At 67.9% G+C, this 19,205-nt stretch carries 18 protein-coding genes; 11 read left to right on the plus strand and 7 right to left on the minus strand.

The genetic code is table 11. The features are described from left to right. Window positions 1-277 precede the first annotated feature (277 nt). From IEY43_RS09595 to IEY43_RS09605, 3 genes are all read left to right on the plus strand, one after another. Window positions 278-1,786, plus strand: a complete 1,509-nt coding sequence (locus tag IEY43_RS09595; protein ID WP_188948385.1) for an APC family permease — start codon at window positions 278-280, stop codon at window positions 1,784-1,786. Window positions 1,787-1,853: 67 nt separating this feature from the next. Then, on the plus strand, window positions 1,854-3,077 hold the full coding sequence (locus IEY43_RS09600; RefSeq protein ID WP_188948386.1) for a saccharopine dehydrogenase family protein: 1,224 nt from the start codon (window positions 1,854-1,856) through the stop codon (window positions 3,075-3,077). Window positions 3,078-3,112: 35 nt separating this feature from the next. Beyond that, window positions 3,113-3,664: a TetR/AcrR family transcriptional regulator gene (locus IEY43_RS09605; protein WP_188948387.1), complete on the plus strand. Its 552-nt coding sequence runs from the start codon at window positions 3,113-3,115 to the stop codon at window positions 3,662-3,664. Between the two features lie 24 nt (window positions 3,665-3,688). On the opposite strand, the gene IEY43_RS09610 is transcribed toward IEY43_RS09605, so the two are convergent. From IEY43_RS09610 to IEY43_RS09630, 5 genes are all read right to left on the minus strand, one after another. Beyond that, the gene (locus tag IEY43_RS09610) at window positions 3,689-4,342 is read right to left on the minus strand and encodes a hypothetical protein (protein ID WP_188948388.1); all 654 of its coding nucleotides are present in this window, start codon (window positions 4,340-4,342) and stop codon (window positions 3,689-3,691) included. Between the two features lie 114 nt (window positions 4,343-4,456). Continuing rightward, on the minus strand, window positions 4,457-5,239 hold the full coding sequence (locus IEY43_RS09615) for an IclR family transcriptional regulator domain-containing protein (protein WP_188948389.1): 783 nt from the start codon (window positions 5,237-5,239) through the stop codon (window positions 4,457-4,459). A gap of 93 nt (window positions 5,240-5,332) precedes the next feature. Continuing rightward, entirely contained in the window at window positions 5,333-5,983 is a 651-nt protein-coding gene (locus IEY43_RS09620; RefSeq protein WP_188948390.1) for a 3-oxoacid CoA-transferase subunit B, read from the minus strand. Then, on the minus strand, window positions 5,983-6,654 hold the full coding sequence (locus tag IEY43_RS09625) for a 3-oxoacid CoA-transferase subunit A (protein ID WP_188948391.1): 672 nt from the start codon (window positions 6,652-6,654) through the stop codon (window positions 5,983-5,985). Before IEY43_RS09625 ends, IEY43_RS09620 begins: the two co-directional genes overlap by 1 nt. 30 nt (window positions 6,655-6,684) lie before the next feature. After that, a complete protein-coding gene (locus IEY43_RS09630) occupies window positions 6,685-7,890 on the minus strand; it encodes a thiolase family protein (protein ID WP_188948392.1) in 1,206 nt (401 codons plus the stop codon). A gap of 221 nt (window positions 7,891-8,111) precedes the next feature. Here IEY43_RS09630 and IEY43_RS09635 point away from each other — a divergent pair, with 221 nt between their 5' ends. Together IEY43_RS09635 and IEY43_RS09640 are read left to right on the plus strand one after the other, a co-directional pair. Continuing rightward, window positions 8,112-9,305, plus strand: coding sequence for an MFS transporter (locus tag IEY43_RS09635; RefSeq protein WP_229777344.1), 1,194 nt, complete (start codon window positions 8,112-8,114; stop codon window positions 9,303-9,305). A gap of 103 nt (window positions 9,306-9,408) precedes the next feature. Continuing rightward, complete coding sequence (locus tag IEY43_RS09640) at window positions 9,409-10,158, plus strand: IclR family transcriptional regulator (protein WP_188948394.1); 750 nt, start codon at window positions 9,409-9,411, stop codon at window positions 10,156-10,158. Here IEY43_RS09640 and IEY43_RS09645 read toward each other — a convergent pair. After that, window positions 10,155-10,958, minus strand: coding sequence for an aspartate dehydrogenase domain-containing protein (locus tag IEY43_RS09645; RefSeq protein WP_229777345.1), 804 nt, complete (start codon window positions 10,956-10,958; stop codon window positions 10,155-10,157). The genes IEY43_RS09640 and IEY43_RS09645 overlap by 4 nt on opposite strands. Window positions 10,959-11,058: 100 nt before the next feature. After that, a complete protein-coding gene (gene betT, locus IEY43_RS09650) occupies window positions 11,059-13,356 on the minus strand; it encodes a choline BCCT transporter BetT (RefSeq protein ID WP_188948395.1) in 2,298 nt (765 codons plus the stop codon). Between the two features lie 271 nt (window positions 13,357-13,627). Here betT and IEY43_RS09655 point away from each other — a divergent pair, with 271 nt between their 5' ends. The 6 genes from IEY43_RS09655 to pcaC all read left to right on the plus strand — a co-directional run bounded on the left by IEY43_RS09655 (window position 13,628) and on the right by pcaC (window position 18,993). Further along, window positions 13,628-14,824: a 4-hydroxybenzoate 3-monooxygenase gene (locus tag IEY43_RS09655; protein WP_188948396.1), complete on the plus strand. Its 1,197-nt coding sequence runs from the start codon at window positions 13,628-13,630 to the stop codon at window positions 14,822-14,824. Between the two features lie 50 nt (window positions 14,825-14,874). Further along, entirely contained in the window at window positions 14,875-15,708 is an 834-nt protein-coding gene (gene pcaH, locus IEY43_RS09660; protein ID WP_188948397.1) for a protocatechuate 3,4-dioxygenase subunit beta, read from the plus strand. Continuing rightward, window positions 15,709-16,287 carry a protocatechuate 3,4-dioxygenase subunit alpha gene (pcaG, locus tag IEY43_RS09665; protein WP_188948398.1) on the plus strand — a complete coding sequence of 193 codons (579 nt, stop codon included), beginning with the start codon at window positions 15,709-15,711 and terminating at the stop codon, window positions 16,285-16,287. It abuts the gene before it with no gap. A 109-nt stretch (window positions 16,288-16,396) separates the two neighbouring features. Beyond that, window positions 16,397-17,800 (plus strand): lyase family protein, encoded by a 1,404-nt coding sequence (locus IEY43_RS09670; protein WP_188948399.1) that lies wholly within the window; start codon window positions 16,397-16,399, stop codon window positions 17,798-17,800. After that, a complete protein-coding gene (locus IEY43_RS09675; protein WP_188948400.1) occupies window positions 17,782-18,579 on the plus strand; it encodes an alpha/beta fold hydrolase in 798 nt (265 codons plus the stop codon). Before IEY43_RS09670 ends, IEY43_RS09675 begins: the two co-directional genes overlap by 19 nt. Window positions 18,580-18,594: 15 nt before the next feature. Further along, entirely contained in the window at window positions 18,595-18,993 is a 399-nt protein-coding gene (gene pcaC, locus IEY43_RS09680) for a 4-carboxymuconolactone decarboxylase (protein WP_047118017.1), read from the plus strand. The last annotated feature ends 212 nt before the right edge of the window (window positions 18,994-19,205 follow it).

A 19,205-nucleotide genomic window follows, 5' to 3' on the forward strand; every position in this document is an offset into this window, starting at 1 on the left:
AACTGCAGGTGAGAATCGGGGAAATTTTTATACCGGATAACACGAACCAGCACCGGCGCGCTTTCGGGCGGGCTCGGCCCGGATCCTCGCAGTACCGGCCCGCCCACCGTCAGTTTTTTGAATCATTCAAAAGCAACCCCGCCCACACCCTATGGTGCGGCGCGTCACCTCAGGGTGTAACTTGACTCACTTCTTCGAAGTTGGCAGGATGTAGCAGACCAACCAGTTGGTTGGTTGAATATCTGTCTTGACGCACTTTCCGGGAGGACCTTTCCGCATGACCACCACGCAGCAGACAAGCAGTCCCCCGAAGCTGACCTCCAAGGGCTTGGCGGCAGGAAAACTCGGACTGATGCAGTCGACCGTCATCGGGCTGGCCTCCACCGCGCCGCTGTACTCGCTGGCCGCGACCCTGGGCTTCATCGTGATGGCCGCCGGGGCGCAGACCCCTGCAGCTCTGATCGTCGCGTTCATCCCGATGTGCCTGACCGCCTTCGCCTACCGCGAGCTGAACACCGCGATCCCCGACAGCGGCACCGCCTTCACCTGGGCGGCCAAGGCCTTCGGTCCGAAAACCGGCTGGATGGCCGGCTGGGCCGTGATGGTCGCCGGCGTGATCGTGATGTCCAGCCAGACCGAGGTCGCCTCCAAGTACCTGCTGCTGCTCATCGGCGACGGGTCCATTGCGGATTCCAAGGTGTTGGTCACCGCGTTCGGCGCGCTGATCATCATCTCGATGACCTGGATTTCCTACCGCGACGTGGAGACCGGGGCGATCACCCAGTATCTGCTGATGGCGCTGCAGTACGCGGCGATCATCGCCTTCTGCATCGGCTTGTACTTCGCGATCCAGACCATGCCGGAGCTGGGCCTGCAGTTCTCCTGGGACTGGTTCAACCCGTTCGCCACCGACAACCCGGCCGGGTTCGTGCAGGGCGTACTGATCGCGATCTTCATCTACTGGGGCTGGGACACCTGCCTGGCGCTGGCCGAGGAAACCAAGAATCCGCGCACCACCCCGGGCCTGGCCGCGCTGCTGTCCACCGCCATGCTGCTGGTGACCTACATCGGCATCACGGTGCTGACCATGATGTTCGCCGGCATCGGCGACACCGGCAAGGGGCTGGGCAACCCGGACGGCGCCGACGACGTGTTCTTCGCGCTGCGCCTGGACGCCATGGGCTCCTGGGGCTGGCTGCTGGTGCTGGCCGTGGCGGTCTCCGCGCTGGCCACCTGCCAGACCACCATCCTGCCCACCGCCCGCGGCACCCTGTCCATGGGCGTCTACGGCGCGCTGCCCAAGCGCTTCGGCGTGGTCAACCAGGTCTTCAAGACCCCGGCGTACTCGACGCTGTTCACCGGCTCCGCCTCGCTGGTGTTCTACGTGGGCATGACCATCATCTCCGGGGACATCCTGGCCGACACCATCGAGAGCACCTCGCTGGCCGTGGCCCTGTACTACGCGATCACCTCCTTCGCCTGCATCTGGTACTTCCGTTCCACGCTCACGCAGTCCGTGCGCAACCTGTTCTTCCGGCTGCTCATGCCGCTGGTCGGCGGGCTGATGATGTCCGCGGTGTTCATCTACTCGGCCATCAGCATGCTGGACCCGGAGTACGGCACCACCACCATCCTGGGCATCAGCGGCACCTTCGTGATGGGTGTCGGCTCGCTGGCCCTGGGCCTGGTGGTCATGGGGCTGTGGGCGCTGCGCCCGGGCTCCCGCGACTACTTCGCCGGCCGCTCGCTGAACCGCGACACCCCGGTGCTGGTTCCGGAGCACTAGGCGCCCGGCACACCGCTCAAGCCATCTTCCCTTTCCACACTGCTACCAGCCCAAAGGACAACCTCCCATGCAGATCCTGATCATCGGCGCCGGCGGCGTCGGCTCCGCCGCGGCCCGCATCGCCTCCCGCCGCAGCTTCTTCGAGAAGCTCACCATCGCGGACTACGACCCGGCCCGCCCGCAGCAGCTGATCGAGGCGATCGGCGACGCCCGCTACGCCACCGCCCAGGTCGACGCGTCCAGCGAGGATTCCATCGTGGAACTGATCCGCTCCACCGGGGCCACCCACGTGCTCAACGCCGTGGATCCGCGCTTCGTGATGCCGATCTTCACCGCCTGCAAAACCGCCGGGGCCACCTACCTGGACATGGCCATGAGCCTGTCGCAGCGCCACCCTGAACAGCCGTTCACCCGGACCCACGTCAAGCTGGGCGACGAGCAGTTCGCCGCGGCCGATCACTGGGAACGCGACGGGCAGCTGGCACTGGTGGGCATCGGCGTGGAGCCGGGCCTGTCCAACGTGCTGGCCCGCTACGCGGCCGACGAGCTCTTTGATGACATCGAGGAGCTCAGCGTGCGCGACGGCGCCAACCTGAGCGTGGAAGGCTACGAGTTCGCCCCGTCCTTCTCCATCTGGACCACCATCGAGGAATGCCTGAATCCGCCGGTGCTGTACGACAAGGCCAAGGGCGGCTGGTACACCACCGCGCCGTTCTCCGAGCCGACCGTCTTCGAATTCCCGGAAGGCATCGGCGAGGTCGAATGCGTGAACGTGGAGCACGAGGAAGTCACCATGATGCCGCGCTGGCTGGACGCGCAGCGCGTGGACTTCAAGTACGGGCTGGGCAACGAGTTCATCGAGGTGCTCAAGACCCTGAACAAGCTGGGCCTGGATTCCACCGACCCGGTCTCGGTGCGCGGCGTGCAGGTCTCCCCGCGCGACGTCGTCGCCGCCTGCCTGCCCGATCCGGCCACCCTGGGCCCGCTGATGAAGGGCAAGACCTGCGCCGGCGTGCTGGTCACCGGCACGCTGAAGGACGGCAGCACCGGCTCGCGCTACCTGTACCACGTGGCGGACAACGAGGACACCATGGCGCGCGACAACTCCCAGGCCGTGGTCTGGCAGACCGCGGTGAACCCGGTCATCGCCCTGGAGCTGCTGGCCAACGGCACCTGGTCCGGCGCCGGCGTGCTGGGCCCGGAGGCCTTCACTGCAGCACCGTTCCTGGACCTGCTGGCCGCGGCCGAACCGGCGGGCTACGGCTCGCCGTGGGGTATCGTCGAAAAGTAAACTGCACACCCCAAGCCCCTGGAGACGCCGCGCCCATGAGCACCGCAACCAAGCAGGAGATCATCCTCGACGCCTATGTGGCGCTGCTCTACGAGCACGGCGCCCGCGAGGCGACGATCGATGCCACAGCCAAGCGCAGCGGGCTGTCCAAGGCGGGGCTGCTGCACCACTTCCGCTCGCGCCAGGCGCTGGACACCGAACTGGTCCGGCGCCTGAACGAGCTGATCGACGCGGACGTGGCGGCGATGGGCGCGGATCCCGCGCAGGCGGTGCACTACTATTTCGCCTCCTCCATGGAGGAGGACTCGCCGCTGGAGCGCATGGTGGTGGCCGCGACCCGGCTGGCCCAGCGCGGCAACGAGGACGCCTCCGCGGCGCTGCGCCGCGGGCGGGACCTCTGGTACCGGGTGCTCAACGACGCGCTGGGCGATCCGGTGCTGGCCAAGCTGGCGCTGCTGGCCGGCGACGGGGTCAGCTACCACCTGGACATTTCCCGCGGGCACCAGGACGGCTTCCTGGATGCCGGCACCGTCCAGCAGCTGGTGGGGCAGCTGCTGGCCTGCAGGCCCCCGGCCGAGACGGCCTGAGCACGGGCCTGCTTTCCCCGGGGCCTACTTTGCCGCGGGCCCGCCGCTGCTCCAGTCGTAGCCGGAGCCGGTGACGATGGTTTTCCACGGACCGTCGGGCACGTCCACGTCGTCCACGAAGCGCCAGGACACCCCGGTCTGGGTGCCGTTCAGCTCGGTGAAGCCCAGGCAGCCGACCACCGCCGGGGAGACGTCCATCCCGGCGCCGTTGAACCTGGTGCTCTTCGGCCCGGTGTTCCCGTCGCCGAACACGTAGTCGACGTCGTCGTATTCCGCCGGGCCGGCGTCCTGGATCTGCGCGTAGCAGGTGCTGCCCTTGTACTGCAGCTGCACCCAGCGGTTCTTCATGTAGGAGAACTCCCGGTTCTCCAGATTCCCGGCGTACCCCGGGTCGTCGGCCCAGGGGATCCGGCCGCGCTGCGCGAACGCGGCGTCGTTGTTCACGTCGTCGAAGGGCAGGTCCAGGTAGAACGGGTTCTGCTTCGGGGTCATGGACGTCGGGAAGAAGCCGTTCTCCGCGGTGCGCGGTTCGGTCTGGCACACGCCGTCCTCGATCACCCCGTCGCAGCCGCCGAAGCGCTCGTACCACCAGCCGTCGTAGGCGCTGATGACCTGCGAGCCGTCCGCGGCGGCGGGGTCGTAGATCTCCCCACCCAGAAGGTCGTCGCCACCAGGCACAGGTGCCAGGGGTACTTCCGCCCGCGCAGGGCCCCGCCCCTGGACACCGAATCCCACAGCTGGCGTCCGACCGCCTCCACCTTGCACAGGGTGTCTTCGAACATGGTGCGACTCCTATTTCCGGGCGGCCAGCGCCTGTTCCATCTGGGCCGCGGCCGCCTGCAGCCGCGGCAGGATGGCCTGCGCGGCGTCCAGGGCCTCGGCCGGGCCGGCCGGGCCCACGCTCATGGACACGTTCATGGCCGCGGCCACCGTGCCGTCCGGGCGGTGCACCGGCACCGCCACCGAGCGCAGGCCCACCGACAGTTCCTGGTCCACCACGGCGAAGCCCCGCGCGCGGACCTGCGCCAGCTCGGCGCACAGCGCGGTCGGATCGGTGATGGTGTTCGGGGCCAGCGGCCCTTGGATGCCGGCCAGCGCTGCCTCGATGGCGGCTTCGCCGGCGTGCGCCAGCAGCACGCGCCCCATGGAGGTGTGGATGGCGGGGAACCGGGTGCCCACCGAGATGCCCACCCGCATGATGGAGCGGGTATGCACGCGGGCCACGTACATGATCTCGGTGCCTTCCAGCACCGCGGCGGAAGCGGATTCGCCCACGGCGGCGGACAGGCTTTCGAGCACCGGCTCGATCAGCTGCGGCAGCGTGGCGCTGGACAGGTAGGCGTAACCCAGCTGCAGGACCTTGTGGGTCAGCTCGAAGTACTTCCCGTCCGAGCGGACGTAGCCCAGCTCCTTCAAGGTGAGCAGGAAACGCCGCGCGGTGGCCCGCGAGAGGCCGGTGCGCGCGGCGACCTCGGACAGCGTCATGGAGGGGTGCTCCGCGTCGAAGCTGCTGATTACCTGCAGGCCGCGGGCCAGGGACTGCACCGGTGCGGTGCCCGTGCTCTGCTCGCTCATCGGCCATCCTTTGAAATTCGTCGAAAATACCAGTGGGGGCGCCCGCACAGGGCGCCCCCACTAATCTACTTGGTCGGGCAGGAGCCGATCCGCTTAGGCGCGCTCCAGCGCCACCGGGATGCGGGAGGCGAGGTCCTCGAAGCTGATGCCGTGGGTGGAGCGGACGAACACGGTGGAATCGCGCAGCTCGAACACCGCCGACTCGGTGTAGATCCGCGAGACGCAGCCCAGGCCGGTGACCGGATAGCTCAGCTCCTTGACCAGCTTGGATTCGCCGGCCTTGGTGAACAGGCTCATCATGACCCAGGTCTGCTTGGCGCCGATGGCCAGGTCCATGGCGCCGCCCACCGCCGGGATGGCGCCCTCGGCGCCGGTGTGCCAGTTGGCCAGGTCCCCGGCTTCGGAGATCTGGAAGGCGCCGAGCACGCAGACGTCCAGGTGCCCGCCGCGCATCATCGCGAAGGAGTCCGCGTGGTGGAAGAAGCTGGCGCCGGGCAGCTCGGTGACCGGGATCTTGCCGGCGTTGATCAGGTCCTCGTCGATGTCCTCGCCGGTGGCGACCGGGCCCATGCCCAGCATGCCGTTCTCGGTGTGCAGGGTGACGCCCTGGTCCGCGGTGAGGAAGTTCGAGACATTGGTCGGCTGGCCGATGCCCAGGTTCACGAAGGCGCCGGCCGGGATGTCCGCGGCCACCTGCTGCGCCATCTCATCGCGGGTGAGTTTCTCTGGCGTGTACGTAGTCATTAGTTGCTGCCTCCCAGCGCCACCACGGTGTCGACGTAGATTCCCGGGGTGATCACGTTTTCCGGATCGATGCCGCCCACCGGCACGACCTCGTCCACCTGGACGATGGCCTGCGCGGCCGCGGTGGCCATGATGGGGCCGAAGTTGCGTGCGGTCTTGCGGTAGACCAGGTTGCCGTGCGTGTCCGCGCGCAGCGCCTTGATCAGCGCGAAATCCGCGTGGATCGGCGATTCCAGCACGTAGCCGCGCCCGTCGATGATGCGGGTTTCCTTGCCCTCGGCCAGCAGCGTGCCGTAGCCGGTCGGGGTGAAGAAGCCGCCGATGCCGGCGCCGGCGGCGCGGATGCGCTCGGCCAGGTTGCCCTGCGGGACCAGCTCCAGCTCGATCTCCCCGGCACGGTAGGCCTCATCGAAGTGCCAGGAGTCGGACTGGCGCGGGAAGGAGCAGATGATCTTCTTGACCCGGCGCTCCTTGATCAGCAATGCCAGGCCGGCGTCGGCCTGGCCTGCGTTGTTGTTGACCACCGTCAGGTCGGTGGCGCCGCACTGCATGAGCGCGTCGATCAGTTCCATGGGCTGCCCGGCGTTGCCGAAGCCGCCGATCAGGACGGTGGAGCCGTCGGTGATCTGCGCGACCGCGTCGGCCGCCGAAGTGGCGATGCGTGGTGCCATTGCTGGTGTTCTCCGAATTCTCTGGTGGTGTTAGGCGCTGGTGTTTTCCAGGACCACGGCAAGGCCCTGGCCCACGCCGATGCAGATGGCGGCCACCCCGTAGCGCTGGCCGGATTCGGCCAGGCGGCGGGCCAGGGTGCCCAGGATGCGCAGGCCCGAGGCTCCCAGCGGGTGGCCGATGGCGATCGCGCCGCCCCAGGCGTTGACGATGGATTCGTCGATCTCCCAGGCCCGCACGCAGGCCAGCGACTGGGCGGCAAACGCCTCATTCAGCTCGACCGCGGCGATGTCTTTCCAGGTCAGTCCGGCCTTGGCGACGGCCTTGTTGGCGGCTTGAACCGGGGCGAAGCCGAAGAACTGCGGATCCAGCGCGAAGGCTCCGTTGGAGACGATGCGGGCGATGGGCTTGGCGCCCAGCAGCTGGCCGCCGCGCTCGGAGCCGATGAAGGCGGCCGAGGCGCCGTCGGACATCGGCGAGGCGTTGCCGGCGGTGACGGTGGCGTTCTCGCCGGTGCGGAACACGGTGCGCAGCCCGGCCAGGGTCTGCGCGGTGGAGTCCGCGCGGATGGTCTCATCCCTGGTCGTTTCCGTCCCGCGCTTGTTCGCCGGCGGCACCGGGACCACCAGGTCCTGGTACTTGCCCGCGTCCCAGGCCGCGGCGGCCTGCTGGTGGGAGCGGGCGGAGAATTCGTCCTGGTCCTCGCGGGTGATCTGGTGGCGTTCGCGCAGCTGCTCGGTGGCCTCGCCCAGCGAGACGGTCCATTCGCCCGGCATCGCCGGGTTGACCAGGCGCCAACCCAGGGTGGTGTTGGACAGCTCGAGGTTGCTCATCGGGAAGGGGCGCTCGGTCTTGGGCAGCACCCAGGGCGCACGGCTCATCGACTCGACGCCGCCGACCAGCACCAGGTCGGCGTCCCCGGTGGCGACCTGTCGGGAGGCGGCGATGGCAGCGTCCAGCGAGGAGCCGCACAGCCGGTTCATCGTGGTGCCGGGGAGGGTGGTGGGCAGGCCAGCCAGCAGGGTGGCCATGCGGGCGACGTTGCGGTTTTCCTCGCCGGCGCCGTTGGCATTGCCGAAGATCGACTCGTCGATGGTTGCCGGATCCAGCGCGGACGAGCGGGCCACCAGCTCGCGGACCACGTGGGCGGCCAGGTCGTCGGGGCGATGCCCGGACAGCGTGCCGCCGATCTTGCCGAAGGGCGTGCGGATTGCGTCGTATAGATAAGCCTGCTGCATCAGTCGGTGCTCCATCGCTCAAAAAGTTCACTGTGTGAACTTAAGTTCACAATAAGAACTTTACCAGCCCTTCACCCGGAACCTCAAGGGCTCGTGCGGAAATATCCGCCCCAAAAGTTCACATTGTGAACATTTGTGCGTTTTACGAATGAGGTGCTAATCTCACTAGGTCATGATGAGGATCACCATCTATGGCGAGTAGTTTTCGAAAGGACCTCCCCTTGGCCACGACACCCGCCGGCACCACACCAGTCAAACTCGGTGGCTGGATTGCCGCCCTCTGCTTCTTCATCGTGGTCTTCGAGGGCTACGACATCGTTGCCCTGGGCGCGACCATCCCCATGCTCACCGACCCTGGGGTCGGCGGCTTCAGCGTCGACCAAATGAACTGGGTCAACACCTTCTCGCTGATCGGCGTGGGTGTGGGCGCGGCCTTCATGGGGCGGCTGGCCGACCGTTTCGGCCGGCGTCGTCCGCTGCTGCTCGCGGTACTCGTCTTCTCGATCTTCACCCTCGTCTTCCCGCTCATGCCCTCGGCCGCCCTGATGGGCCTGGTGCGCTTCATCGCGGGCCTCGGCCTGGGCGGCTGCATGCCGGTCGCGCTGGCGCTGATGCAGGAAAACGCTCCGGTGGGACGCCGCGCGCTGGCCAACAACCTGCCGATGGTCGGCTACCACCTCGGTGCGGTATTGGCCTCGCTGGCGGGCAAGGCCGCCGGAATCCACTGGTCGATCCTCTACTACCTGGGCGGCGGCCTGGGCCTGGCGCTGCTGGCGCTGCTGTGGTTCAAGCTGCCCGAAAGCGACGTCACCCCGTCCGGCGAGCGCACCTCCATCATGGACGTGCTCAAGCCCAAGTATCTGCGCAGCTCCATCGGCCTGTGGATCGCGGCCTTCATGGGCCTGGTGCTGGTCTACGGCTTGAACGCCTGGCTGCCGAAGATCATGGGCGCGGCCGGCTACCCGGTGGCCGACTCGCTGACCATGCTCTTCGTGCTGAACCTCGGCGCGATCGCCGGGCTCATCATCAGCGCCTACGCCGCCGATGCCAAGGGCATCAAGCTCGTCTCGCTGCTCTGGTTCGCCGCATCGGCGGTGTTCCTGGTCCTGCTGGCCGTGCCCTTCGGCAGCCAGGCGCTGCTGACCGCGGTATTGTTCGTGACCGGCGTCTTCGTCTTCAGCTCGCAGTGCCTGATGTACGTCTACGCGGGCCATGTGTACCCGCGGGACATGGTGGCCACCGGCATCGGCCTGGCCTCGGGCATCGGCCGCTTCGGCGCGATCATCGGCCCCTACGTCACCGGCCTGATGGTCGCCGCCGGCACCGCCTACCCGGGCGCGTTCTTCCTCTACGGCGGCGCGGCGCTGATCGCGGTCCTGGTCATCGCACAGATCCCCAAGCCCAAGAGCTCCTAGCGGCGCACCCCGTCCCCTCGATTCGAGCAACGCCGGATCCCCTTCCGGGGTCCGGCGTTCTTCATCCGGCCGCCTGCCGGATCGTGCAGTTAGAGTAGGTTCCATGGCCAATTCGCCCAGTGGGGATTCGATGCTGGACCGGCTGGTCCGCATCCTTGACGCGTTCGACCAGCACACGCCGTCGATGAGCGTGCTGGCGCTGGCCCGGCGCGCGCAGATTCCCACCGCGACCATGTACCGGCTGCTCGACGAGATGGTGTCCCACGGCCTGCTCTCCCGCGGCAAGGACGGCCAGGTGACCCTGGGCCTGCGCCTGTGGGAACTGGCGAACCGCAGCGCCGCGACCCAGGACCTGCGCACGGCGGCCCTGCCATTCATGGAGGACATCAACCAGCTGCTGGGGCAGAACACCCAGCTGTCAATGCTGCACGAGGACGAGGTGCTGATCATCGAGCGGCTCTCCCGCCCGGGATCGGTGGTCAACCAGGCCAGCGTGGCCGGGCGCATGCCCGTGCACCGCACCTCCATGGGCATGGCGCTGCTGGCCTTCTCCCGGCCGGAGGCCATCCACGGGTTCCTTGAACGCCACCGCGAGCTGATGCTGGCCACCCACCCGAACTTCCGCGCCGAAATGGCGGAGATCCGGCGCAACGGCTTCGCCTCCATGGACGGCTACATCGACGAGGAGACCACCGGCGTGGCCGCGCCGATCCTGGACCTGCAGGGCTACGCGCTGGCGGTGCTGTCCGTGGTGGTGCCGCGCGGTTCCGCGACGCTGCCCGCCGCCGCGCTGGCGTTGCGCACCGCGGCCCGCGGCATCTCCCGCGCGCTGGGCTACGCGGCGGAGAGCTAGATCAGCCCGCCGCGCGCTCCGAGCGCGGCTTCCAGCGAGCGCAGCACCGCCCAGGGCACCACGCCGCTGGTGCGGGGATTGCGTGCCGAGGGGTGGTTCTTGATGGAAAAGCAGCAGTCGCCGCTGGCGCCGCGGGCTTCGATCGTATGCTCGGTCAGCTCGGCCAGGGGGTCGGCCAGCAGGCGCACGGAAACCACGTCCCAGTTCCCGACCGCCAGCGCCACCGCCGCCGCGACATTCAGTGATTTGGGGAACTGCTGCGCCGCCTGCCGGGCCGGCCCGGCAAAGACCTCGACGGGCGCGGCGGCGGATTCCAGCCCTGCGCGCCGGGCTTGGCTCATCCACGGCTGGACCAGCGTTGAGGGGAGTTTGCGGGTGGTGATGCGGATCTCGGAGAACGTGCCCATGCGGGCGCCGGAGGCCAGCAGGTCCAGGCCTCCCACCGCGCCCGAGCTGAAGAACAGCCGGCCCGGGCCGGCGTGGGCCAGGCGTTCGGCGAGGTCCCGGTCCGCCAGCGCGCCCAGGGAGATCAGCAGCAAGTCGACCCCGGCGTCGAGGATTTTCACCGCGTGCTCGCGCACTGCCTGCTGCCCGGCGCATTCGACGATCAGGTCGCAGCGCTCCAGCTCGTCATCCAGCGAGAACTGCGCATAGGGCAGGTCCTGCCTGCGGCGCAGGATGATGCCTTCCAGCACGCCCCCTGCCACGCGGCCGGCCGCGAGCTCGGCGGCCACCAGGGAGCCGATGGCCCCATGCCCCAGGACTCCAATACGCTGTGCGGTGCCCGGTGCCATGACCATCCATTCAGTAGAGCGGCAAGTTTCCAATCCGCCAGGCAGGTGGCGGGTTACCGCCAGCTTAGGCCAGCGTGGAGGTTATGCCTAAGCCGGCCGGATCCTGTCACCTTCGATCCTCCGGCGGATCGCCCGGGGTGCCCTCGTCCGGCTCATCGGCCGCCTCGTTGTCCACCACCGGGATCGTGCCGGTGGGAGGCGGCGGCGGGGTGAGCACCGAGGCGTAGTCCTTTTCGCTGGAGTACTGCAGGAATCCCAGGTGCGACTCGAAGCGGTCCAGCACGTCGTTGATGATCTGCTGGCGACTCAGCCCCATCAGGTCGTACCCCTCGGAGCCGGTGTGCGTGAAGACTTCCAGCCGGTAGTACACGTCGATCTGGCGCGACATGGCGCGGCCGCCGAAGGCCGGCACCGGCGCCTGCACCGCGGCGGTGCGGTACTGGAAGCTGCGGTGGCCCTCGATGTTGACCTGCAGCGTGTACTCGGTGATCCCGCTGTCCGCGCCGGCCAGCGAGGACAGCTGCGCGTCGTAGCCCAGCTGCGTGAATTCCGCGGCCACGTCCTTCAGCGCGGGATGCAGGGTCTCGCGCACATACTGGCCGACCGCGCGGTCCGAAGGGTAGGCGCGCAGTCCGGCCAGCCGTTGGCGCCAGGTCTTCTCCGGGGCGGTGCCGCCGTCCGCCGCGGTCGAGCGACGGCGCAGCACCTGGCCTTCGCGTTCCGCGCGTTCCATGCGCAGCACCTTGAAGAAGGAGGCCATCACCAGGTAGGCGATAATGGTCACCGGCAGCGCGAAGATCAGGGTCGCGTATTCCATGGTGGTCACCCCGCCGGCGATCAGCATGGCGATGGTGAGCAGCGCGGTGACCAGCGCCCAGAAGATGCGCATCCACTTGGCGCCGTCCTGGCTCGGGTCCTTGATGGTGGAGGAGAAGTTCGACATCACCATGGCCCCGGAGTTGGCGCTGGTCAGGTAGAACAGCAGGCCCGACAGCGTGGCCAGGCCGATCAGGAAGGGCGCTCCGGGGAATTTCGAGAGCAGCTCGTACCAGCCCTGCTCCGGGTTCGCCATGGCCAGTTCGGCGAACCCGCGGTTCCCGTTAAACACCTCCCAGAGCGCCGAGTTGCCGAAGGTGCAGACGATGAAGAAGTCGCACAGCACCGGCGCGGTGATCGCGGCGATCACGAATTCGCGCAGCGTGCGGCCCCGGGAAATCCGGGCCAGGAACAATCCGACGAACGGGCCCCAGGCCAGCCAGAAGGCCCAGAAGAACAGCGTCCAGCTGCCCATCCATTCGGCTCCCCCATCCTGGTAGGCGAAGGTCTGCAGCGTGCGTTCGGGCAGGGTGACGATGAACCGGCCGATGTTCTCCACGAAGGAGTTGAGCAGGAAGGAGGTATGGCCGGTGATAAGGATGTAGAGCACCATGGCACCGGCCGCCCACATGTTCAGCTCGGAGATCAGCCTGATGCCCTTGTCCATGCCCGAGGTGCACGCCACGATGGTCATCAGCACCGCCACCAGCACCAGCGCGATCTGCAGCGCCAGCCCTTCGGGCAGCCCGAAGATCATCGAGAAGCCCACGTTCAGCAGCACCACGCCGATGCCCATCGACGTTGCCACGCCGAAGACGGTTCCCACCAGCGCGAAGATGTCGATGACGTCTCCGGCCGCGCCGCGCACGCGCTTGCCCAGCAGCGGGTAGAGCACCGCGCGGATCGACAGCGGCATGCCCCAGCGGTAGGCGAAGTAGCCCATGGCCATGCCCAGCAGCGAATACATGGACCAGCCGGCGATGCCGTAGTGGAACATCGTCCACACCACCGCGTCCTGCGCTGCCGCCGCCGACTCGGGGTCAGCCGCCGGCGGGGCGAGGTACTGGGTGATCGGTCCGGTGACCGAGTAAAAGAGCATGTCGATGCCCACGCCCGCCGCGAAGAGCATCGCCACCCAGGTCACCAGCTTGTACTGGGGCCGCGAATGATCCGGCCCCAGGCGCACGCTGCCCTCCTTGGAGAAGGCGACCCACAGCACGAAGGCCACCACCAGGGTGACGGTGATGACGTAGAACCAGCCCAGGTTCTCCGCGATCCAGGACACCATGCTGTGCATCGTGGAGGCCGCGTGCCCCGGGGCGAACATGGCCCACAGGGAGAAGGCGACGATGACCGCAGCGGCGATGGCGAAGACCCGCCAGTTGACCTTCGGCCCGGGATCCTCGCCCAGGTCCTTCGGACCCCGGCTGATCTCCGCACTGGAAATCGGGGCCTTGAGCTCGTCGAGGCCCGCTTCCCGGGGCTTCCTGCTCACCCCGAACAATTCCCTCTCGATGACGACGTTGTCCTCCCCGCCCTTCGCGAACGGCTGCCTTCCCGGATCAGACATTTTTTCTGGATCAGACATTGGTGCTCCTCAGAATCATCAGCGAAGCGGTGCGGTAGGCCCGGCATCCTGTAGCGAAAGTACCACCGCGGCTACCGGGTCCACCACGGCGCCTTGCAGATTGCCAGCCGCGCGGAAACCCCATTTTTCTCATTCATTGGGAAGGGAGGGGAAGTGTGAGGCACGGCACCGTCATGCTGTAGAAGATTCATCGTCGACGTCCATGTTGACGACGCGGCCGCGCAGGCCGGTCATCTCCCACAACACATGGCAGTACACACAAAGGAACCCCATGGCGCAGGCAGCCCGTATCCTGAAAACCAAGGTCGGCATCATCGGCGGCGGCCCCGCCGGCTTGATGCTCTCCCACCTGCTCTCCAAGTCCGGCATCGAGAACATCGTTATCGAGATGCGCGACCACGAAACCATCAGCAACACCCACCGCGCAGGCATCCTGGAGGCCCAGGCGGTCTCCATGCTCACCGATTCCGGCGTCGAGGGCCGCGTGCTGACCCACGGCGACGAGCACGCCGGCATCGACCTGCGCTTCAACGGCGAATCCCACCCGCTGGACTTCCGCGAGCTGGTGGACGCCACCGTCACCCTGTACGCCCAGAACGAGGTGTTCGTGGACCTGGCCGCGGCCCGTGCACGCGACAACGGCGACGTGCGCTTCAACTGCGAGGTCACCGAGATCCTGGACGTGGAAACCAGCACCCCGAAGTTCCGCTTCACCGACGCCGAGGGCACGCTGTTCGAGGTGCACGCGGACGTGATCGTCGGCGCCGACGGCTCGCGCTCCTTCGCCCGCCGCCAGATGCCTGATTCCGTGAAGCAGGATTTCAAGGTCACCTACCCCTTCGCCTGGTTCGGGATCCTCACCGAAGCCCCGAAGTCCTCCCCGGAGCTGATCTACGCGAACTCCCCGCACGGCTTCGCGCTGATCTCGCAGCGCAGCGAAACCGTGCAGCGCATGTACTTCCAGTGCGACCCGAACGAGAACGTGGACGACTGGAGCGAGGACCGCATCTGGAGCGAGCTGAACCAGCGCGTGGCCGGGCCGGACGGCTTCGAGCTGAAGACCGGGCCGATCTTCGACAAGACCGTGCTGGGCTTCCGCTCCTTCGTGCGCCAGCCGCTGTCGCACGGACGCATGTTCCTGATCGGCGACGCCGGCCATACCGTGCCGCCCACCGGGGCCAAGGGCCTGAACCTGGCCTTCGCCGATGTGAAGGTGCTTTTCGAAGCACTCGACTCGTTCTTCTCCACGGGCAGCGGCAAGCTGCTGGGAGGCTACTCCGACCTCGCCCTGAAGCGGGTCTGGAAGGCCCAGAACTTCTCCTACTGGATGACCTCCATGCTGCACACGCCGGTGGACGCCGATCCGTTCATGGCCCAGCGTGCCCTGGGAGAACTAGAGACCGTGACCTCCTCGCGGTACGGGCAGCAGTACCTGGCCGAGTCCTACACCGGCTGGCCGCACTCCTAACTCCCGATTCCAGAACCACACCGCCCACCAAACCCGAAAGGAGCCCACCGATGAGCACCCAGACCGCACCGGACGAGTCCTTCGAGAACGCCCATGTCCTGGATCCCGCCGCGTCCACCGCGTCGCAGGAGGACATCAGCACCGAAATCCGCGACATCCACGAGGCCTACCGCCAGCAGGTGCTGGCCGGGGCCAAGGAGGAAACCCAGCCGCGGGTCGACTTCGCGCCCTACCGTTCCTCGCTGCTGCGCCACCCGACCAAGAACCTGCACCACACCGACCCGGAAACCATCGAGTTGCACTCCCCGGCCTTCGGCCAGCGCGACGTGCACATCCTGGAATCGGACCTGACCATCCAGCACAACGGCGAACCGATCGGCGAGCGCATCGTCGTGGCCGGCCGGGTGCTGGACGGCGACGGCCGCCCGGTGGCGGGCCAGCTGATCGAGGTCTGGCAGGCCAACGCCGCCGGCCGCTACGTGCACAAGCGCGACCAGCACCCGGCCCCGATCGACCCGAACTTCACCGGCGTGGGCCGCGCGATCACCGGACCGAACGGCGAATACTCCTTCACCACCATCAAGCCGGCCCCGTACCCGTGGAAGAACCACCACAACGCCTGGCGCCCGGCGCACATCCACTTCTCGCTGTTCGGCACCGACTTCACCCAGCGCATGATCACCCAGATGTACTTCCCGGGCGATCCGCTGTTCGCCCTGGACCCGATCTACCAGGCGATCACCGACCAGAAGGCCCGAGACCGCCTGGTCGCGACCTACGACCACTCGATCACGAGCCACGAATGGGCCACCGGCTACAACTGGGACATCGTGCTCACCGGCAGCAACCGCACCTGGATGGAAGACGAAGAGGGGGACCACTAAATGGCACAGGCACCTGAACTGAAGCTCGTCCCGACCCCGGGACAGACCATCGGCCCGTTCTACGGCTACGCGCTGCCCTTCGAGAAGGGCAACGAGCTGGTCAACCAGGCCCACCCGGCCGCGGTGCGCCTGCACGGCGTGGTCTACGACGGCAACGGCGAGGTCATTCCGGACTCGATGCTGGAAATCTGGCAGGCTGACGAGCACGGCAATGTGGCCTCGGCCGACGGTTCGCTGGTCCGCGACGGCTACACCTTCACCGGCTTCGGCCGCGTGCCGGTGGACAACGTGGGCCACTACACCTTCACCACGGTGAATCCGGGCCCGACCGAGGAGGGCAAGGCCCCGTTCATCATGCTGACAGTCTTCGCCCGCGGCCTGCTCAACCGCCTGTTCACCCGCATCTACCTGCCGGAGGACACCGAGGCCCTGGCCAATGACCCGCTGCTGGCCTCGCTGCCCGAGGACCGCCGCAAGACGCTGATCGCCGCCCGCGAGGAGGACGGCTCGCTGCGTTTCGACATCCGCCTGCAGGGCGAGGACGAGACCGTGTTCCTGTCTTACCCGCGCGAAAGCTGAATACAAGAAGGCCATGTGCCCCGCTAGGGTGGAAGCTGCAGGTGCCCGCGCACCGCGGCCTTCCACCCCGGCGGGGTATTGGACGTACTGCCACAAGTGAGGTTTTGCCATGATGAATGCCGACTACGGGGTGCTGAACCCGGTGTGGGCCGGCGGGGCCGGCGCCCGGCTGGCCGATGACGCGGCCTTCGTGCAGGCGATGCTGGATGTCGAGGCCGCCTGGGTGCGCGTGCAGGCGGCCGCCGGGTTGTGCACCGCCGCGCAGTCTGCCGCCGTGGAGGCGGTAGCCGACGTTGGGCGCTACGACCTGGCCGAGCTGGCCGCTCTGACCCCCGACGGGGCCAACGCGCTGATCCCGCTGCGGGGCATGATGCGCACCCGGCTGGTCGACGACGGCGCTCCGGCCGGTTCAGGCACTGCGCTGCACCGCGGCGCCACCAGCCAGGACATCATCGACACCGCGCTGATGCTGCTGCTGTCCCGCGGCATCCGCGAGCTGCTCCCCCGGCTGCGCTCGGCGGCCTCCGGGCTGGCGGCGCTGGCCGAAGAATACGACGACACCCCGTGCATCGCCCGGTCACTGACCCAGCATGCGCTGCCCACCACCTTCGGCTGGAAGGCCGCCTCCTGGCTGTCGGCGGTGCTCGCCGCCGGACGCCAGCTGGAATCGGTTGCCGCCGGACTGCCGCTGCAGTGGGGCGGCGCGGTGGGCACCCTCGCCTCGCTGGACCAGTTCCTCTCGACCTCGGACAGCGCCGCGGACAGCGCGCAGCTGGCCGCGCAACTGGCCAATCAGCTGCAGCTGACCGACCCGCAGATCCCCTGGCACACCAACCGCGTGCCGCTGCTGCAGGCAGGCTCCGCCTTGGGCGCGGTGATCGCCGCGCTGGGAACCTTCGGCACCGACGTGCTCACCGCCTCCCGCCCGGAAATCGGCGAGCTGGCCGAACCGCGAGAGGCAGGCAAGGGCGGCTCCTCGGCCATGCCGCAGAAGCAGAACCCCGTGCATTCGCTGCTGCTGCGCACCGCCGCGCTGGGCGCCCCGGGCCTGGTCTCCACGCTTTACACCGCCGCCGGCACCGCGGCGGACGAGCGCCCGGACGGCGGCTGGCATGCCGAATGGCCGGCGCTGCGCGAGCTGCTGCGCCTGGCCGTTGGCGCCGCCGAGCACGCGGATGTGCTGGCCAATGGGCTGAGCGTGAACAAGCCGGCGCTGGCCCGCAATCTCGCCCTGGGCGGGGACGCGGTGCTCTCCGAGCGCATCGCTACCGTGCTGGCCCCGGTCATCGCCGGCGGCAAGCCCGCCATCCAGAAACTTGTGCTGCGTTCGCTCACCGAGCCGGTCGGGCTGCGCCAGCTGCTGCGCCTGGAGGTTTCCCACACGGACCTCTCCGACGCCCAGCTCGACGCGCTGCTGGATCCCGCCGGATACCTGGGCAGCGCCGCACGCTTCACCCATACCGTTCTTGCCGACTATGCCCTGTGGAAGGAATCATGGCTGTCCCACAACTAACCCCCTCGCTGCTGAACCTCGATACCTCGCTGCCGACGCTGATCCTGGGACCCTCGCTGGGCACCTCCTCGCTGCACCTGTGGGGACCGGCAGTGCCCTTCCTCAAGGACCACTTCCAGCTCATCGCCTGGGACCTGCCCGGCCACGGCGAAAGCAAGCCGTCCGCCGAACCGTTCACCATGGCCGAGCTGGCCCAGGGCGTCACGGACGCCATCGACGCGCTGCGCGGCGACGGGGTCATCGCCCAGGACGCGGCGCTGTACTACGCCGGAGTCTCGGTGGGCGGCGCCATCGCCCTGCAGCTGGCCAACGACCATGCAGGCGTCTTCAAGGCTCTGTCCGTGGTGTGCTCCGCGGCGAAGATCGGCACCCCGGAAGCCTGGACCGAACGCGCCGAACTGGTCGCCCAGGCCGGCACCCCGACCATGGTGGTCGGCTCCGCGCAGCGCTGGTTCGCCCCCGGCTTCATCGAAAAGGACGCTGTCACCTCCACCAACCTGCTGCACAACCTGCAGGATGCCGACCGCTTCTCCTACGCCCACGTCTGCGGCGCGCTGGCCGGGTTCGACCTGCGCGAGCAGCTGGCGGCCATGACCGATCCGATCCTGGGCCTGAACGGCGCCCACGACCAGGTCTGCCCGCCAAGCGACGCGCAGTTCATCGCCGAGCACGCCCCGAAGGGAGCCTTCGCCGTCATCGACACCGTGGCCCATCTGGCCCCGGCCGAGGACCCGGCCGCGACCGCACGAGAACTGATCAACTTCTTCACCGCCAACTAGCAAAGGCCTAGCTACATGACTGACTCCCAGCGCCTGCCCGGCGACACCTACGACGCCGGCATGGTGGTGCGCCGCGAAGTGCTCGGCGGCGAGCACGTCGACCGCGCCACCAGCACCTCGAACGACTTCACCGACGAGTTCCAGGAGATGATCACCCGCTACGCTTGGGGCACCATCTGGACCCGCGACGGCCTGCCGCGCACCACCCGCAGCGCCATCACCCTGACCGCCATGATCGCCGGCGGCTACTGGGAAGAACTGGAAATGCACGTGCACGCGGCCCTGCGCAACGGCATGACCCCTGATGAAATCAAGGAAGTTTTCCTCCAGAGCGCCATCTACTGCTCGGTGCCCGCGGCCAACGTCGCGTTCAAGATCGGCAAGAAAGTTTTGGCCGAGTACGAGGCCTCCTAGCTGTGTTGCCTAGGTTGAGAACACTGTCGGTCGGTACTCGGGCCTTCAGCGAAGCTTGCCCTCGACGGTAGTTCTCATAACCTAGCCACCCCTGCAAAGCAGCAACCGGCTCAGCCACCGCGCGGTACCGGATCGCGTACGCCCACTGCTCCAGCATCGTCCGGTTGAACCGCTGCACCTTGCTCTTGGTCTGCGGCCGGCACAGACGCGAA

The organism is Glutamicibacter protophormiae, from assembly GCF_014647495.1.
Taxonomy (GTDB): domain Bacteria; phylum Actinomycetota; class Actinomycetes; order Actinomycetales; family Micrococcaceae; genus Glutamicibacter; species Glutamicibacter protophormiae.

Bases quoted from the DNA above. Each gene is read 5' to 3' on its own strand.
- IEY43_RS09595 (WP_188948385.1), top strand. From the start codon at position 278: ATGACCACCACGCAGCAGACAAGCAGTCCCCCGAAGCTGACCTCCAAG.
- IEY43_RS09625 (WP_188948391.1), bottom strand. From the start codon at position 6,654: ATGGCACCACGCATCGCCACTTCGGCGGCCGACGCGGTCGCGCAGATC.
- IEY43_RS09605 (WP_188948387.1), top strand. From the start codon at position 3,113: ATGAGCACCGCAACCAAGCAGGAGATCATCCTCGACGCCTATGTGGCG.
- pcaC (WP_047118017.1), top strand. From the start codon at position 18,595: ATGACTGACTCCCAGCGCCTGCCCGGCGACACCTACGACGCCGGCATG.
- IEY43_RS09675 (WP_188948400.1), top strand. From the start codon at position 17,782: ATGGCTGTCCCACAACTAACCCCCTCGCTGCTGAACCTCGATACCTCG.
- pcaH (WP_188948397.1), top strand. From the start codon at position 14,875: ATGAGCACCCAGACCGCACCGGACGAGTCCTTCGAGAACGCCCATGTC.
- IEY43_RS09655 (WP_188948396.1), top strand. From the start codon at position 13,628: ATGGCGCAGGCAGCCCGTATCCTGAAAACCAAGGTCGGCATCATCGGC.
- IEY43_RS09615 (WP_188948389.1), bottom strand. From the start codon at position 5,239: ATGAGCGAGCAGAGCACGGGCACCGCACCGGTGCAGTCCCTGGCCCGC.
- IEY43_RS09600 (WP_188948386.1), top strand. From the start codon at position 1,854: ATGCAGATCCTGATCATCGGCGCCGGCGGCGTCGGCTCCGCCGCGGCC.
- betT (WP_188948395.1), bottom strand. From the start codon at position 13,356: ATGTCTGATCCAGAAAAAATGTCTGATCCGGGAAGGCAGCCGTTCGCG.
- IEY43_RS09645 (WP_229777345.1), bottom strand. From the start codon at position 10,958: ATGGTCATGGCACCGGGCACCGCACAGCGTATTGGAGTCCTGGGGCAT.
- IEY43_RS09620 (WP_188948390.1), bottom strand. From the start codon at position 5,983: ATGACTACGTACACGCCAGAGAAACTCACCCGCGATGAGATGGCGCAG.
- IEY43_RS09630 (WP_188948392.1), bottom strand. From the start codon at position 7,890: ATGCAGCAGGCTTATCTATACGACGCAATCCGCACGCCCTTCGGCAAG.
- IEY43_RS09640 (WP_188948394.1), top strand. From the start codon at position 9,409: ATGGCCAATTCGCCCAGTGGGGATTCGATGCTGGACCGGCTGGTCCGC.
- pcaG (WP_188948398.1), top strand. From the start codon at position 15,709: ATGGCACAGGCACCTGAACTGAAGCTCGTCCCGACCCCGGGACAGACC.
- IEY43_RS09670 (WP_188948399.1), top strand. From the start codon at position 16,397: ATGATGAATGCCGACTACGGGGTGCTGAACCCGGTGTGGGCCGGCGGG.